At 60.1% G+C, this 17176-nt stretch carries 17 protein-coding genes; 10 read left to right on the forward strand and 7 right to left on the reverse strand.

Features of this window, described 5'->3' with window-relative positions; genetic code table 11:
• Window positions 1-181 precede the first annotated feature (181 nt).
• Complete coding sequence (locus NW816_RS02245; RefSeq protein ID WP_414382123.1) at window positions 182-679, forward strand: hypothetical protein; 498 nt, start codon at window positions 182-184, stop codon at window positions 677-679.
• 46 nt (window positions 680-725) lie between these two features.
• Window positions 726-2360: a CTP synthase gene (locus NW816_RS02250; RefSeq protein WP_414408105.1), complete on the forward strand. Its 1635-nt coding sequence runs from the start codon at window positions 726-728 to the stop codon at window positions 2358-2360.
• A gap of 121 nt (window positions 2361-2481) precedes the next feature.
• On the opposite strand, the gene NW816_RS02255 is transcribed toward NW816_RS02250, so the two are convergent.
• The gene (locus tag NW816_RS02255; RefSeq protein ID WP_414408106.1) at window positions 2482-3444 is read right to left on the reverse strand and encodes an RNA polymerase sigma factor RpoD/SigA; all 963 of its coding nucleotides are present in this window, start codon (window positions 3442-3444) and stop codon (window positions 2482-2484) included.
• Window positions 3445-3722: 278 nt separating this feature from the next.
• On the opposite strand from NW816_RS02255, the gene NW816_RS02260 reads away from it, so the two are divergent.
• The 5 genes from NW816_RS02260 to NW816_RS02280 all read left to right on the forward strand — a co-directional run bounded on the left by NW816_RS02260 (window position 3723) and on the right by NW816_RS02280 (window position 8227).
• Entirely contained in the window at window positions 3723-3908 is a 186-nt protein-coding gene (locus NW816_RS02260) for a DUF2256 domain-containing protein (RefSeq protein WP_041437321.1), read from the forward strand.
• A gap of 49 nt (window positions 3909-3957) precedes the next feature.
• Window positions 3958-4434 (forward strand): phosphate-starvation-inducible PsiE family protein, encoded by a 477-nt coding sequence (locus NW816_RS02265; protein WP_414408107.1) that lies wholly within the window; start codon window positions 3958-3960, stop codon window positions 4432-4434.
• A 221-nt stretch (window positions 4435-4655) separates the two neighbouring features.
• The gene (locus NW816_RS02270) at window positions 4656-5135 is read left to right on the forward strand and encodes a peptidylprolyl isomerase (protein ID WP_414382189.1); all 480 of its coding nucleotides are present in this window, start codon (window positions 4656-4658) and stop codon (window positions 5133-5135) included.
• A gap of 110 nt (window positions 5136-5245) precedes the next feature.
• Window positions 5246-6520, forward strand: a complete 1275-nt coding sequence (gvpJ, locus tag NW816_RS02275; RefSeq protein WP_414408108.1) for a gas vesicle protein GvpJ — start codon at window positions 5246-5248, stop codon at window positions 6518-6520.
• A gap of 123 nt (window positions 6521-6643) precedes the next feature.
• The gene (locus NW816_RS02280) at window positions 6644-8227 is read left to right on the forward strand and encodes an NAD(P)H-quinone oxidoreductase subunit N (RefSeq protein WP_414329311.1); all 1584 of its coding nucleotides are present in this window, start codon (window positions 6644-6646) and stop codon (window positions 8225-8227) included.
• Window positions 8228-8565: 338 nt separating this feature from the next.
• Here the strand turns inward: NW816_RS02280 and NW816_RS02285 are convergent, their stop codons facing one another.
• From NW816_RS02285 to NW816_RS02310, 6 genes are all read right to left on the reverse strand, one after another.
• On the reverse strand, window positions 8566-9135 hold the full coding sequence (locus NW816_RS02285; protein ID WP_011433078.1) for a photosystem I assembly protein Ycf4: 570 nt from the start codon (window positions 9133-9135) through the stop codon (window positions 8566-8568).
• 303 nt (window positions 9136-9438) lie between these two features.
• A complete protein-coding gene (locus tag NW816_RS02290) occupies window positions 9439-10512 on the reverse strand; it encodes an S-layer homology domain-containing protein (RefSeq protein WP_414408109.1) in 1074 nt (357 codons plus the stop codon).
• Window positions 10513-10557: 45 nt separating this feature from the next.
• Entirely contained in the window at window positions 10558-10872 is a 315-nt protein-coding gene (locus NW816_RS02295; RefSeq protein ID WP_011433076.1) for a DUF3181 family protein, read from the reverse strand.
• A gap of 63 nt (window positions 10873-10935) precedes the next feature.
• Window positions 10936-11568, reverse strand: a complete 633-nt coding sequence (locus NW816_RS02300) for a hypothetical protein (RefSeq protein WP_414408110.1) — start codon at window positions 11566-11568, stop codon at window positions 10936-10938.
• 35 nt (window positions 11569-11603) lie between these two features.
• Window positions 11604-12212 (reverse strand): anti-sigma factor family protein, encoded by a 609-nt coding sequence (locus tag NW816_RS02305; RefSeq protein WP_414408111.1) that lies wholly within the window; start codon window positions 12210-12212, stop codon window positions 11604-11606.
• 2 nt (window positions 12213-12214) lie between these two features.
• The gene (locus NW816_RS02310; protein WP_011433073.1) at window positions 12215-12877 is read right to left on the reverse strand and encodes a sigma-70 family RNA polymerase sigma factor; all 663 of its coding nucleotides are present in this window, start codon (window positions 12875-12877) and stop codon (window positions 12215-12217) included.
• Window positions 12878-13150: 273 nt separating this feature from the next.
• Here NW816_RS02310 and NW816_RS02315 point away from each other — a divergent pair, with 273 nt between their 5' ends.
• The 3 genes from NW816_RS02315 to NW816_RS02325 all read left to right on the forward strand — a co-directional run bounded on the left by NW816_RS02315 (window position 13151) and on the right by NW816_RS02325 (window position 17169).
• The gene (locus NW816_RS02315; RefSeq protein WP_414382146.1) at window positions 13151-13858 is read left to right on the forward strand and encodes a Crp/Fnr family transcriptional regulator; all 708 of its coding nucleotides are present in this window, start codon (window positions 13151-13153) and stop codon (window positions 13856-13858) included.
• Window positions 13859-14045: 187 nt separating this feature from the next.
• Entirely contained in the window at window positions 14046-16097 is a 2052-nt protein-coding gene (locus NW816_RS02320) for an SH3 domain-containing protein (RefSeq protein ID WP_414408112.1), read from the forward strand.
• 79 nt (window positions 16098-16176) lie between these two features.
• Window positions 16177-17169 (forward strand): energy-coupling factor transporter transmembrane component T family protein, encoded by a 993-nt coding sequence (locus NW816_RS02325; RefSeq protein ID WP_414408113.1) that lies wholly within the window; start codon window positions 16177-16179, stop codon window positions 17167-17169.
• The last annotated feature ends 7 nt before the right edge of the window (window positions 17170-17176 follow it).

Here is a 17176-nt window from a genome sequence, read left to right on the forward strand (position 1 = left end):
GGCGGTCTCCTCCCGCATGCTAGCAACCGTCAGCAGGTGGGCAGTCCCCCTTGCGCCAACGACCTCCCTCTTTTAGCTGCCTTGGGAAACAGCAACCAGGCTTTTTCCTCTGCTTGTTGGGGAGAGAGGCTCAGTAGAGTAGTGATTCCAGCTAGATCACTCACTGGTAGAGGAACTGCCTATGAGATCCCTTTTCCCTCTCTGCCTGGCCGGAGCGCTGCTCTGGGGATCCTCGCTGCCCGCCCAGACCCAGGGGATTAGGCCCCTCTTTCCCGAACCTTCCCAAACCCCGCTGCCCCCCAGCCCGGACATTCCCACCCTGCCCATTGTGCCGGATCCCCGGCCTGTGCCGGCAACCCCCGCTCCCCAGCGACCGCTGCCCAGGGGGAGTTTTGAGGAGATCAGCCGCTACTTCCGGGATCTCAACCGCGCCAAAAACCTGGCCCGTCAAGCTGCCGAGATCGCCAATGGGGGCCTACAGCGCTATCGCGCCGAAGCTTCCATGCACGGGGCAGCCATCGACTCGCCGTTTGAAGAGTTTGAAGATGCTTGGATCTTCACCTTCCGGGGGGGAGAGCCCGGCTTTGTCCAGCCCAGCATTGAAACCCAGGTGCGGGTGGACAGGCGCACCTTTCAAACCACCATCCTCTACAACGGCCCCATCCGCTCTCTGCGCTGAGGGATCCCTGGCATAATCAAAAGGCAAAAGGGAAGGGATCCAGGCCATGACCAAGTTTGTCTTCGTCACCGGTGGAGTGGTCTCCAGCATCGGCAAAGGCATTGTAGCGGCCAGCTTGGGTCGCCTCCTCAAATCCCGCAACTACACGGTGTCGATTTTGAAGCTGGATCCCTACATCAATGTGGATCCCGGCACCATGAGTCCCTACCAGCATGGAGAAGTGTTCGTCACCGACGACGGCGCCGAGACCGACCTGGACTTGGGCCACTACGAGCGCTTCACCGACACCAACATGTCTAAGCTCAACAACGTCACCACCGGCTCCATCTACCAGGCCGTGATCCACAAAGAGCGGCGCGGCGATTACCAGGGCAGCACGGTGCAGGTGATCCCCCACGTCACCCAAGAGATCAAAGAGCGGATCCGGCGAGTGGCCCGCGAGACCAACCCCGATGTGGTGCTGGTGGAGGTGGGGGGCACGGTGGGGGATATCGAGTCTCTGCCCTTTTTGGAGGCCATTCGCCAATTTCGCAAGGACGTGGGCCGCGCCAATGTCGCCTATGTGCATGTCACCCTGGTGCCCCTGATCAAAGCGGCAGGGGAGATGAAAACCAAGCCCACCCAGCACTCGGTGAAGGAGCTGCGCTCTATTGGTATCCAGCCGGACGTGTTGGTGTGCCGCTGCGAACAGCCATTGCCCCGCGGGATCAAGGAGAAGATCTCCGAGTTTTGCGATGTGCCGGTGGAATGTGTGATTCAGGCTCAGGATGCCCCCAGTATCTACGATGTGCCTTTGGTGCTCGAGCAGGAGGGGTTGGCGCAGCGGGTTTTGGAGATCCTCAACCTGGATCCCCAGCAGCCCGACCTGCGGGAGTGGGAGCTCTTGGTGAAGCGGCTGCACCACCCCCAAGAGCGGGTGGAGATTGCCATTGTCGGCAAATACGTGCGCCTTACGGATGCCTATCTTTCGGTGGCCGAGGCCCTGCGCCATGCCGGGTTGGCCCTCAATGCCGGCGTCACGCTGCGCTGGATCTCTTCTGAGGAGATCGAAGAGCGGGGACCAGAGGCATTGCTTTCCGGCGTGGATGGAGTGGTGGTGCCAGGGGGGTTTGGCAATCGCGGCATCGAGGGCAAGGTGGCTACCATCCGCTACGTGCGCGAGCAAGGCATTCCCTTCCTAGGGCTGTGTCTGGGCATGCAGTGCGCGGTGATCGACTGGGGATGTCACATTGCCCACCTGGAGCGGGCCAATAGCTGTGAGTTTGATCCCGATACCCCCCACCCTGTCATCAGCCTGCTGCCGGAGCAGAAAGATGTAGAGGATCTGGGGGGAACCCTGCGGCTGGGCCTCTATCCCTGTCGCATCATGCCCAATACCCTAGCGGCCAAGCTCTACGGTGAGGCCATCATCTACGAGCGGCACCGCCATCGCTATGAGTTTAACAATGCCTACCGCAGCCTTTTTCTGGACTCTGGTTATATCATCAGCGGAGTCTCGCCGGATAACCGCTTGGTGGAGATTATCGAGCTGCCCAGCCACCCCTTTTTCATCGCCACCCAGTTCCATCCGGAGTTTCGCTCCCGCCCCAACCGCCCCCACCCCCTCTTTTTGGGGTTGATCGAAGCTGCCCTGCGCAGCCGCCCTCAGCCTCACCCCCTGCAGTTGCAGAAGATGGGCTAGTTGACAGATCCCTTGTCCAAAAGTGGGGGCACGCCTCTGGTCCTGGTTCTGCAGAGCTTTGCTGAACATAAACTGCTGCGGAATCCTGGGTTTCGCCTGTGGAGCAGCCGTGGCCTACTGCCTAAAACGAGGTCATCCAATCTGCCAAAATTTCCTGTCGGCGTGGATGGCGCAGTTTGCGCATGGCTCGTGCTTGAATTTGTCGGACGCGCTCTCGAGACAGGCCGAAGAGCTGACCAATTTCGGAGAGAGTGTGCAGGTGGCCATCTTTCAGCCCATAGCGGAGCTTGAGGATTTCTTGCTCTCGGGGGCTGAGCTGCTCCAGCATTTCTTCCAGTTGGGCAGACAGCAGGTGCAAGTCCATTTGCGATTCGGGAGTGGGGCCGTTGGCGGCCTCGATAAGCTGCATCAGCTCCGTATCTTCCTCTTTGCCGACCGGAGTATGTAGCGAAAGGGTTTGGCGACCGGCTTCCAAGAGGGTTAAGAGAGCGTCCAGCTTGTCGGGGGAAATCTCCAGAGCTTCGGCAATTTCCGCTTGGGTGGGGCGACGGTTTAGGGTCTCGGTCAGCTCCCGCCGGATCCGCTTCACCTGGTTGAGCTTTTCTACCATGTGCACCGGGATCCGCACCAGGCGCCCCTGATTGGCAACGGCGCGGGTGATCCCTTGGCGAATCCACCAGTAGGCGTAGGTGGAAAACTTGTAGCCGCGTTCGTACTCAAATTTTTCTGCGGCTCGGATCAGGCCAATGGTGCCTTCTTGAATCAAATCCAGAAACGGCACACCGCGATTCAAATACTTTTTGGCAATCGAGACCACCAAGCGCAGGTTGGCCCTGACCAATTCCCGTTTCGCCCGTTCCCTGGCAGCTCCCCCCTCTGCGATCAGCCGCCCCAACTTCACCTCCTGCTCGGCATTGAGGAGTGGGTAGCGAGCCATTTCCCGCAAAAATACGCCCACTGAGTCTTCCGAAAGCGAGGCTTGGGTCGCTCGGTTGCCGGGTTTGCTGAGCCGTACCTCAACCCGCTTCAGTGGAGGAGGAGAGTTCTGAACAGCTACATTCGTCCCATTTGGTTGAGATTTCATACAAACTCAAGCTCAAGTTCACAAGCGGGTGTTAAGAACTTTACTCAGTACAGGATGGAGGCGGCTAACCTTTCAGCAAACCCAACTTCCTTCAGGGATCCCTGCAGACACAGGGCAGAGATCTCGCCGGATTTCAAGAGGCTACTCGATTTCTCTAGGTTCAGACTTCAGCTTTTGCTAAGGTGGGGCGCAGACTAAACACTTCCGTGATGGTAACGGTCAGCATCCGGTAGGATTGTTAAACTGACTACAGAGTTGACCTTGTTTTGCAGTGCACCATGCCACGCCAACGGAAGAAATCGGATTTGCCCAGCAAGATTTGTCTCACCTGTCAGCGACCCTTCACCTGGCGCAAAAAGTGGGCCGACTGTTGGTCGGAGGTGAAATACTGTTCTGAGCGGTGTCGCAATCATCGCCCCAAGGGATCCCTGCCTGCTTCCCGGCAAGACGGTTGGGACGGATAATGTTGTCTCAGGATCAGGACATAAGGGTTTGGATCTGTCGGGGTTGGCGATGCGGTTTCTCAAGTGGCTGTTGCACAATCCCCACGAGACAGAAGAGGAGGATCCCTTTTTGCGGGCCATTGCCCGCATCGAAAGCCTGATCTCGAAGCTGCTTTCAATTTTGATGATCGGGCTAATCGTAGTAGCAGTGGTGGACTTGGCCCGGTTCTTGGTGGCAGATTTGTTGATGGAGCCAACTGGGTTTTTCTCCACCACTTTGATCGAGATCTTCGGCCTCTTTTTAAATATTTTGATTGCGCTGGAAATTCTAGAGAACATTACCGCCTACTTGCAAAAGCAGGTGGTGCAGGTGGAGCTGGTGATCGTCACCTCTTTGATTGCGGTGGCCCGCAAGATCATCATTTTTGATTTCGAGAAGCTGGGGGGGTTGGAGCTCATTGGCTTGGGGGCAGCGACGTTGGCCCTCTCGGTAAGTTATTGGCTGGTGCGGCGGGCCAAGTCTCCATCCAAGTCCGGGGAAGATTAAGCTCGGACAGAATCCTGGTACGATGGGGATGGAGCTTTCCTGCAAGAATTGTGCGTGCGCGATCTAAGTTGGCCAGCCTGGTGAAGTTAGCTGTGCTGATGGTGGTGCTTTGGGTGGGGCTGAGTGCTCTCCCTGTCTTGGCCCGCCCGCATTCTTCTCGCGATTTGCTCCTGGCACAACACTTGGGCAAACCCGTGAAAACCTACAACAATCCCCCCCCAATGGTGATCGACCCGGCCAAGTCCTACACGGCCACGATGGAGACCACCGCCGGCACAATGGTTCTGGAGCTGTTCCCGCAAGAAGCTCCCCTCGCCGTCAACAATTTCGTCTTTTTGGCCAACGACCACTTCTACGATGGTGTCATCTTTCACCGCGTGATTCGGGGCTTCATGATCCAAGGTGGGGATCCCACGGGCACGGGGCGGGGTGGGCCGGGCTACCGCTTTCCCGATGAGCCGGTGCAACGTCCCTACAGCCGTGGCACTTTGGCGATGGCCAACGCCGGCCCCAACACCAATGGCAGCCAGTTCTTCATCATGCATGCCGACTACCCGCTGCCGCCCAACTACACGATCTTTGGGCAATTGATCGAGGGAGAGGATGTGTTGGATAAAATTGCAACGGCTCCCACCGACCCTCAGGATCGCCCCCTGAAACCGGTGGAGATCAAGTCGGTTCGCATCTTGGAATCCAATTAGGTTGGGCCAATCGGGTGGAACAGTTTGGTTAAATTAACTTGGCCTCTGGCCCCATTTTTGCAACTTGCCCCCAGGGGGACTCAGGTATGGAGTTCGCTAGGCCCCGGCGAATGTCCCCCCGCATTCTGGTTCTGGATTTTGATGGTGTGCTCTGCGATGGGCGGGCGGAGTATTTTGCTTCCTCCTGCCGCGTTTGTGCTCAGGTGTGGGGCTTGGCTCCTGCTCAGCTAGAGCCGCTGCGTCCTGCCTTCGACCGTCTGCGCCCGCTGATTGAGACCGGCTGGGAGATGCCTTTGTTGTTGTGGGGGCTGCAGCAAGGGATCCGGGAGGAAGACTTGCGCCAAGACTGGCCCAGCTGGCGGCAGCGGTTGTTGCAGCAGTCAGGGATCCCTGCCCTCTCTCTAATCCAAGCGTTGGATCGGGTGCGGGATCGTTGGATTGAAGAGGATCTGCAGGGGTGGCTGGGGCTACACCGCTTTTATCCGGGGGTGGCGGCTTGGCTACGCCAGGTTCAGGCTGCAGGGGAGCCGCGCTTGGCCATCCTCAGCACCAAAGAGGGACGGTTCATCCAGCAGCTCTTGGGCCGAGCAGGGATCCAACTGCCACGCCACCGCATTCTGGGCAAGGAGGTGCGCGCCCCCAAGGCCACCACTTTACAGCGGCTACTGGCTGCCGCCCAACTGCCGGCTGAGGAGCTGTGGTTTGTGGAGGATCGCCTGCAAACGCTGCGCCAGGTGCAGAGGGTGCCGGAGCTGGAGCAGGTTCTCTTGTTTTTGGCCGACTGGGGCTACAACCTACCAGAGGAAAGGGAAGAGGCCGCTCGGGATCCCCGTCTCCATTTGCTCAGCCTGGAACAGCTTTGCCAGCCCTTTGACCGTTGGATTGCCCCTTCTCCCCCGCCGCGCTTTTCTATCAGTCCCGCCAGCTCGGAAGACTTGAGCCAGGCTCGGCCCACCCCTGGCCGGAAACGCCCGGAAGCCGGTTTGGCCTCTCTGGTGCTGACCTTGGTGGAGCTGTTGCGGCAGTTGATGGAGGCGCAGGTGGTGCGGCAAATGGAGGCCGAGCGCCTTTCTGCAGAGCAGATTGAGCGGGCCGGCAGCAGCCTACAGGCCCTGCGGGAGCAAATTCGACAAATCTGCAGCCTGTTGGAGATTGACCCGGCGGATTTAAACCTGGATCTCGGAGATCTGGGCACCCTCCTGCCCCGCCAGGGGGACTACTACCCCGGACAACCCCACCGCGAGGGATCCGTGCTGGAACTCTTGGATCGCCTGATCCACACCGGCATCGTCATCGATGGGGAGATCGACTTGGGGCTGGCGGACTTGGACCTGATCCACGCCCGCCTGAAGCTGGTGCTCACCTCCAGCGCCAAGCTCTACTGAGCCCGTGGATTGAGAGTGCTGATGGAGACGATTGGGAGAAGAGATGCCGGAAGCGGAAAGAGAGACCGGAAATCGCGGTATGCTGGCTGTGGATCCCCTTCATCTGTCTTCATGTCTTCCCCTATGGATGTCTTTGCCCCAACCGGAAACCTGTATGCCGGTGCCATTTGGCCAGAAGTGGTGGTTACCCTCACCCTCTTGCTCGTCTTGGTGGTGGATTTGGTCGGTGGTTCGGCGGCGCGCAAAAGTCTTCCGGCCCTCTCCATCTTTGGCTTGATTGGGGCTTTGGTGACCTTGGTGTTGCAGTGGCAGCAGCCCCAGTTGGAGAGCTTCTTGGGCAGCTTTGCGGCGGATCCCATCAGCATTCTCTTCCGTGGCCTGGTGGTGGGGACGGCGGTACTGACCGTGATGATGGCGGAGCGCTACATCTCTCAGTCCGGAGCGCCCACAGGCGAGTTTTATGTGTTGCTGCTCACGGCCACCTTGGGGGGCATGTTCCTCTCCGGGGCGACGGACTTGATCCTGGTGTTTGTATCTCTGGAAACCCTGGGCATTGCCAGCTACCTGATGGCCGGCTATACCAAGCGGGATCCCCGTTCTTCGGAGGCAGCCCTGAAATATCTCTTGATCGGGGCCAGCAGCACAGCCATTTTTCTCTACGGCATGTCGCTGCTCTACGGCCTTTCGGGTGGGCAAACGAAGCTGGAAGCCATTGCCTCCTCTATGGGGGATGCCGGCTTGGCAGGGATCATCGCTTTGGTCCTCTGCATTGGTGGTATCGGGTTTAAGTTGGCGGCGGTGCCCTTCCACCAGTGGACTCCTGATGTCTACGAGGGATCCCCAACGCCGGTGGTGGCCTTTTTGTCAGTGGGATCCAAAGCAGCAGGCTTTGCCTTGGCGGTGCGCTTTCTGGCCACCGTATTTCCGGCCATGACGGAAGAGTGGCGGGCGGTGCTCTCGGTGCTGGCCATTTTGACCATGGTGCTGGGGAATGTGGTGGCCATTGCCCAAACCCGCCTCAAGCGGCTGCTGGCCTATTCTTCCATTGGACAGGCGGGCTTCGTTTTGATTGGCTTGGTGGCAGGCACCGAGGCAGGCTATGCTAGCTTGATCTTTTACTTGATGGTCTATTTGGCCATGAACCTGGGGGCCTTTTTGTGCATCACCCTGTTCAGCCTGAAGACCGGCACCGATGAAATTAGCGAGTACAGCGGCCTCTACCAGAAGGATCCTTTCCTCACCCTTTGCCTTAGCATTTGTCTTCTCTCCCTGGGCGGGTTGCCGCCACTGGCCGGCTTTTTCGGCAAGCTCTATCTCTTCTGGGCCGGTTGGCAGGCAGGGGCCTATACCCTAGTGTTGGTGGGGTTGGTCACCAGCGTCATCTCCATCTACTACTACGTGCGGGTGGTGAAAACCATCGTGGTGAAAGAGCCGCAAGAGATGTCGGTTTCAGTGCAAAATTACCCTGAGACCAACTGGCAGGCGGAAGGCATGCAGGCTCTGCGGGTGGGCTTGGTGTTCACTTTGGTGGCTACCATCTTTGCCGGGATCCTCTCCAATCCCCTCTTTACCCTCTCCACCCAGGCGGTAGAGCAAAGCCCCTTCTTGGGGTTCCCGACTGCACAGGCATTCATTCCGGAGTCGGCGAGCCTTCAGGTGGCAGTCAAGGGATCCCTGGGTTCCTCTCCTCAAGCTGGCGAAGGCTAGTTTTTGAGATGCTCTCCATCCCGAGGTTTTAAAAAGCGACGCTCGGCAGCGCGCGCTTCAGTTGTGCAGATATGGTCATTTCTCCCTCTGGAAGAAGGGCTGCAGCGCGAAACACCTGGGGAGCGTCTCAACCTAGTCTCAATCTAATTTGAACTAATTTGAAAGGACTCTAATCCAGAAGAGGGTCTCCCCACCCCAAAGGGATCCGGGATCTCTTCAAGGCCTCCGCATTAGCGCCCACCGATTACAGCAATGTAGTTGGTCACCCATTCGTAGTAGGGCACACATCCCTCACGCGGCCATCAGGGTGCGATCACAGCGCATGATGCCCCAGGGAATCAAATGCCCTCTAAGCTGACGTTGAGAAAGCGGGCAATCTCGGCTGCCTGGTTTTCGATCTCCGTCAGGGGAGGTGGCTGGCCTACGCCGGTGAGGGGGATGTCGCCACGTCCTTTCACCCGCAAGTAGATGGCTCGGCGGGGGTTAAGCCCCTCTCTCAGCTCCACCCGTAAGCTTTGCACATCGGCAAAGTCATACTCCAGGCGGACTTCACGGTTTTTGCCCGGAAAGCCCTGGCGCACCAGCGTTATCTTTTGCGTGCGCCGGTCGAACTCGTTGTAGCCGCCTCCCAAGTTCCAATACAAACTCAGCCACTGGTATAGCCCCGCCAGGGATCCGAGCACCCCGTAAAAGAGCATGGCAATGCCCTGGGGAATAAACACCAGGCTGGCGGGATCGGAAAAGGGGAGCAAATTGCGGTGGAGATAGCTGGAAAGGCCGGCCAAGGTAAAGCCCAGCCCTCCCCCCGTCAGCGCCACCGCCCAAAAGTACACGCTGGGCCGCCGCGACCCAATCACGGTGTAGCGCAGCAGATCGGCAGAACGGATTTCAGGAACAATGGCGGACACAGTTGGGATCCCTGCAGGTTTTCCAAGGCTGGCTTCCCCCATTCTATAGGCTATGGGCGGCAAGGGTTTTCCCCAGCAGAGGGGCGCTCAGGGGACTGGCAAGAGCTAGAGCCGCCTGGGGAATGGGGGCGGAAGTCCTCTGCGCTGTACAGCCCCTCTCCCGAAGGGAGTTAGGGATAGTTTTTATTGTTATGGCTCCTTTTGCTCCTTGTAAGAGCCGTAGCAGGGATCCCTGCTGGGGTTCTGAGGCGTTCTATCTGCTGACAGAGCCCAACAGCATACGCCAATGGGATCCCTCTCACCTCAGGGTTGGGTTTGGCGTGGGGTAACGATCCTGCCCTCCCCTGGGGCAACTTCCGAGGAACGGGGGCGGGCCGGCGCAGAGGGCTCATCAACGGCATTCGAGGGAGAGGCAGGGTTGGGATCCGGCTCGGGAGAAGCCGTCTGCTCCGGTTCTGCGGCAGGGGGAGAAGGCTGAGGCTCAGGGGTTGGGTCTGGCAAGGCTGGCGGCTGGGGTATGGCGTCTTGGGCCGTTCGTTCCCCAAAAGCCGATAAGGCAATGGCAGCTTCCCCGCGGCTAACCGGCTCGAAGGGGTTGAAGGTGCGGATGGGGCCAAAGGTGCGCAGCACGGTGGAGGCATTCTCTAGGCTGCGATCGGCTACCAGAGCAGGAATGGCTTCAGGAGGAATTTGCGCCGCATCGGTGAACCCCCAGCGCTCCTCCAGCTCCGCTCGGGATCCCTTGATCTGGCCGGGAGGTAAGTCCAGAGGCACCTTCATGCGGATCAACTCTGCCCGCGACAGCAGGCTGTTGGGGCGAAACTCTCGATTGGCATCTCCGGCAATTATGCCGGCAGCTCCCAGGGCTTGAATGTAGCGAAAATGGGGATCCTCCTCCGGCACATCCAAAAAGAGGGGGCGTTCCGAGGGGGATCCCAGGCGGATCTGCCGGCTGGGCTCATCGGCGTGGATGGCGTTGTTGGCCAGCACCAGCCAACGGGCAAATTCTCCGCGACGAACGCTGCGCTGCGGCTGAAATTCGCTGCCGGGGATATCGGCAAAAACTCCCAACCGATCCAGGTATCCCACCGAACGGGCCACCAGAGATCCGGGCTCCAAGTCTGTAAAGCGGCTGCTGTCCGGGCTGGGCAGGGGTGAGGAAGGGGTGGGAGCAGGGGGAGCGGAGATAGAGGGCGGGATGGATCCCGGCGAAGGTTGAGGCGAGGGAGGTGCCAGCGGCTCAGATTGGGCTGTGGGCGGGCCCACTGGGCGTACAGCGCGCTCCAGCCGTTCTCCCCACTCGGTTCCCTGGCAAGCCGACAACAGCCAGAGCAGCGGAATAAGGCTGCCGAGCTTGAGCCAGGGGCCAGGCCGCATAGGTTTAGACTGATGATGCACCGCTCTACCTTTCTCTATTGGTCTCTATTGGGCCCATTTGCGGCTGAACTCCTCCAGCACGTCCAGCAGGTTAAGCAGGCTTTGCATCGGCAGGAGATCGGCCAGGGGCAATTCTTTGCGCCCACCCCCCACTTTCACCGGGATCCCTTGCAAGATCTCTGTGACGGCGTCCTCATCCACCTTGCCTGCCATCACCTGGGGTGCCAGTCGCTCCGCCAAAAGGGTATGCAGGTGGGCATCGCGCAGGTAAAGATGCCAGCGGGCCACATCGATGTAAACTTCTTTACCAATGGCAGCAGCTAATTGCTCAATGTCTGGGTTGCTGGGCACTTTGGCCATCGCTCAGCTCCGTTGGGGGTTGCGTCTGCCCTTGCTCAATCATAGCCTGAACCCAAGGGATCCTCAGGGAGAGCTCGCAGCCGAGCGGTCGGGTAGAGGTAGGGCGAAGTTCTCTTGCAACTGCCGCAGCATCAACAGGTGCTCTAGGGCCAAGCGATCCCGTTCTGTCCGCAGCCGGCTCAGTTGGGCCTGAATTTGACGAATATCGGCCTCATCGGAGTCCCAGCTTTGCAAGAGGCGGTAGAGGCGCTCTTGTTGGTCGGCAATTTGCCGGTTTAGGCGGGCTAGGCGGCGGCTGAACTCCACATCGATTTCCTCTGCCAGCTCGGAATCCGGCAGCAGGGCCAGGCGATCCCAATGGATGCCCAGGTCGGCCAAGCTTGGCGGGGACGGATCCAACTCCTTGAGGAGGGGGAAATCCGGAAAAAGCAATGGATCTGTTTGATCGGGGGCGGGGGGTTGAGGGCGAGCCACCGGAGGGGTGAGACGGGATCCGGGCGAAGGCAGGTTCGTGGGTTGGGGGGCGGGCTTCTGTGCATTGGGAGAGGGGCGCAACTCCTTCGGACTCTGTCCCGCTGGCGCGAACGGCGCTGCCAGATGGCTACCGCTGGGATCTGCCTGGGCCGACAGGGATCCCAGACTGCATAGCCAAAGGCAGACTCCTAGCCCACAAGCCCGGCGAACTGCTTTTTCCACCCTGCACTCCTCAGTCTTTCTCAAGCCTGCTCAGGTCATTCCCAGCCCACCAAGGACTCCGTCCCGTTGATGCGAACGGCTCCGGTCCCGTTGGCGGAGCGAGATCCACGGTCGGGCATTGCCTCAAACAAAATCGAGTAGGCATCTTGTTTTTGCCCCGCCTCGAAAAGATAGCGTTGGGCAACACGAGCAGAGGCAGGCACGATGGCCACACGCACCGGCGGATCTTCCAGCGATACCAAAGGCTGGGGATGAGACCAACGCCATCCCGCCCAGCCCGCCCCTGCCAAGGCCACCACAGCCGCTGCCACTCGTCCCCAAGGGGTGCCCTTGCGTCGCCGCCAGCCCAGGTCGAGCACCGGCCTCCGATCCAGCTCATCGAACACACGGCTAATCAACAGCTCCGTCTGGATGGGATCCAAGGTGGGGGCCTTGAGGTTGGCCAAACCGGCCTGTAAAGCTGCCAGTTGGCTGTACAGTTGCCGCGCTTGGGGATCGCTGGCCAGCCAATCTTCCACCTGCCGCGCTTCCTGGGACGACAATTCCCCGTCCAGGTAGGCGCTCAACTGTTCAAAGCGCTCATCCACCACCGGCAGCTCTTGCTGGGGATCCCTGGGGTCGGGGTTGGGGTTGCCGCGAACCATGGTCATTCACCATTAAGGTAGGGTTTTAGGGTGGATTGCAAGCGGGCGCGGGCGCGGGCAATGCGAGACTTAACAGTGCCCAAAGACACCCCTGTGATCTCGGCAATTTCCTCATAAGCCATCCCCTGAATTTCCCGCAGCAGGATTGTCTGGCGAAAGGCCTGCGGCAGGTCGCGGACGGCTTGGTGCAATCGCTCATAGAACTCGCAAGTGGCGAGGTGCTCATGGGGGCTGGGGCTCTCGCTGGGCAGCTCCCACTCCATCTCGCTATCCCGCATCTGAATCGGCGCATCCAGAGAAAGGGGCTGCTGCTGCCGTTTGCGCTTGCGCAGCTCGTCGTAAAACAGGTTGGTGGCAATCCGCCCCAGCCAACTGCGAAATTTCGCCGGCTCCTGTAGGCGTTTCAGGTGGCGGTAGGCCCGGATCCAAACTTCCTGGGCCAAATCATGCCGGTCGTGCCAGTCGGGAGCAAGATGGTAGAGCACCTTGTCCACATGGGCCTGATGGCGACGCATCAGCTCGGCAAAAGCCTCCCGATGGGGCTGGGATCCCTGCTGACAGATCAGCACCAGATCCACATCAGCGAGCTTTTCGGGCCGCACAGGCACGTTCTTCACCAAGACCGACCAGCGCTGGCCACTGATGTCGCTGAGGGCAGCATCCATAGGCATCCATAAGTTCTAACAACAACAGCGGAGGGATCCCCTCCCAGACAGAACCTCTGTTGCCCAGACGAAATGGCAGAGTTTGGGTTCCCCCCACCCTCAACCGCAGGGTAGCTCTAGAGGCTCTGAGGGCCATACCGGCAAGACTCCACAGCAAGACTACCTCCTCACTAGATCTTGGCGCACATGGCGGGGTGGTGGATTGCAGGATAGCTCTTGAGTTGGTAACTGGGCTACAGTGGGCTTGCGGTATGGTGAAACGTCCGACCCGCCATGGCTTCCGATGCTCCTGTTGCCCTTCTCTCCGAGCTCAAGGCGGTGCCAATGTTGGCCGAACTTTCGGCGACGTCCTTGCAATGGTTGGGATCCCAGGTCAAGCTGCGGGATATCCCGGCGGGACAGGCCCTCTTCATGCAAGATGCCTGGGGCAGCGTAGTTTATCTGATCCTCGCCGGCTGGGCTAAGGTGCGGCGGGCTTTGCGGGCGCAAGACAGCACCAAAACCCTTGCCTTGCTGGGGCCGGGCGCTTGGGTGGGGGAAATGGCGGTACTGGACGAAGCTCCCCGCTCGCGAGATGTGCTGGCCCTAACCCCGCTGCGGGTGGCCGGGATCCCGGCGGCAACCTTCAAAGCGCTGATGTTGCGGGAGCCGCAACTGTGTTACCAGCTGGCCTGCAGCCTCTCCCGTCGCCTGCGCCTGGCCAACTTGCAGGCGGATCTTGACCAGCAGAGCCCCCCGCTGCGAGTGGTGCATACGCTGGTGCAACTGGCGGAAGCTTTTGGCGAGAAGACCCCCCAGGGGATGCGCATTGTCTACCCTCCCCCCCAGGATTTGGCCGATATCAGCCAAGTTAGCCGGGAGACAGCCCTGGCGGTACTGAGCCGTCTGCAGCAGCAGGGGGTTATTCAGCCGCTGCCGGAGCAACAGTCTTTGCTGCTGATCCGGTACGCCAAACTGCTGGAGGCCACCCGTCTGCTCTAGATATTCCCTCATAGACCTTTTCACTTTCAAAGAAGAGCTGGTTAGCTGGAACGGGTGGGGGCAAGGTGGCGATTCTCAGCGCAGGGATCCCTTTTACCGGGGAAAAGGACTACAGTTAAGTCGATGCGGGTCAGTTGTCCAAGGACTCCGTCCCGCTGGCACGAATCGGAGAGCGCGGACAAAAACCATGACGGTGCGGGTGCCCCTCGACTACTATCGGGTTTTGATGCTGTCGGCACGAGCAGATGAGCATCAGATTGAACAGGCATACCGGGAGCGGATCGATCTCAAGCCGGGCGAGCGCTCCTGGCTGTCGGGGTTCTCGCCACAGGCTGTGGAAGCTCGCGCCCAGATGATCCAAGAGGCGGCTTCTGTGCTGCTGAACCCTGAGGCACGACGAAACTACGACGAACACCTCATGCCAACGGATCCCACCTTGACGGTGGAGGAGGCGCACCTACCGGGAGTGCTGTGCTTGTATTGCGAAGCCGGAGAGTACCAGGCTGCGTTGGACTTGGCTCAACACCTGTTGGAGCAGGGCCACCCTGCTCGTTCCGATGCCATTTTGGCGCGGGCCATCGCTCGTCTGGAACTGGGTCGAGAAGCCTGGCAACAGGGATCCTATGAAGAGGCGGCGCGTTCCCTACAGGCGGGCTTGGCGGAGCTGGAGGAGTATCAGGCCTTTCCGCAGATGCAAGCGGAGATCCGTATCGATTTGGGCAAGCTGCGTCCCTATCGCATTTTGCAACTCCTCAGCCAAAGTGCTCCCGCCCAAGCTGGAAGACACACCGCTGATGGGAACGGGGAGCGACAGCAGGGACTGGCTCTCCTCAAAGCCATGCTGGACGAACGGGGCGGCATCGAGGGGATGGGGCAAGATGGCTCTGGCCTCAGCACCGAAGATTTCCTGCGCTTTATCCAACGGGTACGTCGCCACCTCACCCTCAAAGAACAGCAGGAGTTGTTCGAGCGGGAGGCTGAGCGTCCCTCGATGGTGGCCGCCTACTTGGCCGTGCAGGTGTTGCTGGCGGCAGGTTATCTGGAAAACCGCCCGGCTCTGGTGCGGCGTGCTCGCGGCTACCTGGCTCGTCTGGCGCAGCGGCAGGATGTGCATCTGGAGCAGGCCATCTGTAGTCTGTTGCTGGGGCAGACCGAAGACGCGCTCGCCCATCTGCGCTCCACCCAAGAAGTAGAGGCCTTGCAGTTTATCGAAGAACACTCCGCCGGTTCTCCCGACCATCTGCCGGGTCTGTGCCGCTTCACAGAAAAATGGTTTCAGGAGGAGGTGTTCCCGGAGTTCCGCGGTCTGGAAGCCGCCCAAGTGACGTTGCAAGCCTACTTCGACAACCCCCAAGTACAAGCTTACCTGGACGAAATGCCCAGCCGCGAAGACCCGCCGGCAGGGATGCTCTCTCCCAGTGCTCCGCACCGCTGTCGCGAACAAGCCCCCCATCCCCCACCTCATTTGCCTGCCGTGGTGGGTCCTGAGCCAACCCAGGAATTGTATCGCCCACCCGCCCCTTGGCAACAGGGGGTGCCAGAACCCCCGCGCCTCTCGGATTTGCCCTCTTACCGCAGCACCCCCAAAGCAGGCGTCTCTTCTCTTGCCGATGAGAGTTCTAGTGCTCCGCACCGCTGTCGCGAACGCGCCCAAGACCGTTCCCCTCAGCGGGAGGGAGCTGGCGTGAGCGGAATGCAGGAAGTGGAACGTTACCGCCGCAGCCGCTTGGGATCCCGTAAGCGTCCTGCCCTTCCCGCCGTGGGCTTCGCACCGCTGACGCGAGTGGCCGGGGTAGTTGGTGTGGGCATTCTCTCCCTGCTGGTCATCTGGCAAATGCTGCGGGGCCTGTTCACGCCGCCACCGGCACCGCCGCTGGAGCAGCCCCAGGTGCAAATTGAGCAGCCGCCGGTTGACATATCGCCACGCGACGCTTTCGCGAACAACAATCCCGGCCAGACAGAACCCGCTCCCCCGCCTGAGCTAACTGGCCCTCTGGCGGAGTGGCAAGGAGTACAACAGGTGCGGGTGATCTCCAACGATGGCATCAACATTCGCCAGCAACCCAGCCTGACAGGAGCCATTGTCGGGACAGCCCCACGCCAAGCCCTGCTGCGGGTGGTAGAGGTGCAGGCCGGTGAGGGACAAGTGCCCGTCTGGCTGCGCATCGAGCGAGATGGGGCTCCGGGGGGATGGGTCGCTGCCCAGTCGGGCTCTACCCGTCTGGTGGAACGGCCCTAGCTCTCCCTTGCTGCCAGCCGTTATTGCTCCGCAGTGCTGTCGCGACCAGGGGGTATAGCCTGCTTCCTTCTCAACTGTTGTGGATATTCTGCGCAATGCCCCGTTAGGGATTTATCTGGAAGAGCCTCGCACCTGGCTACATCGCCTGGATCCGCGAGTCAAGCTGGCCTGGCTGCTTAGCTTTCTCCTCAGCCCCATTCTGGCCGGCAATGGTTGGCGCTTGGCTGTGGTGGTGGCTCTTCTGCTGCTAACTGTGGCGGCCCGTCTGCCGCGCCGGGTTTGGTCAGGCCAACTCTCCCTGGTGCTGGCCCTGAGCCTGCTCACCTTTGGAATCACCAGCTTGGCCCCCGATGGGTTGGGGGTTTTCCCGCAGCCGCAACGGCAGGATATGCAGGTGGTAGGCTATGGGCTGATTCCCGTTAGCGGTGCCGAGCGCTCTGTTCGCGACAGCGGGAGGGATTCCTTTTTGGCTGTAGAACAGGGATCCCCAGACCGTGCCTGGCGGGAGCAAACCCGTGCTTGGCAAACCCCTTACCGCTACCGCCTTGTTCAATTTTCCCTGTTGGGGCGAACCTTTCAGGTCTCCCGCCGTTCTCTATCGGTGGCGCTGCGGCTGGGCACCCTCATTTTTACGTTGCTCTACGCCACCCATTTGTTTTTGTTGACCACGGCCCCCGAAGAAATTGCCGAAGGGATCGGCCAATTGTTGCAGCCTCTCCGACGTTGGAGCTGGCCGATTGCCGAAGTGATTCTCACCCTCACCTTGGCGCTACGCTTTCTGCCTCTGGTGATGGAAGAGGTGCAAAACTTGACGCGGGCGGTGCGAACTCGGGATGTGCGCTGGGGATCCCTGAGTTTCCGGGGCGGGATCCAAACCCTGCTGGCTTTGGTGGAGCGCTTTTTTGAAAACTTGCTCCTGCGTGCGGAACAGACGGCCATGGCGATGCAAGCCCGTGGGCTGATCGGCCCAGACCATCCCCTGCGCTGGCACCGCCTACAACTGCGGCGGCTGGATCGCGGTTTACTGGCCCTATTGCCCCTGTTTTGGCTGCTCAGAACCTTGTCCCACTGAGGTGACC

The organism is Synechococcus sp. W55.1 (assembly GCF_047461655.1).
Lineage (GTDB): Bacteria > Cyanobacteriota > Cyanobacteriia > Thermostichales > Thermostichaceae > Thermostichus.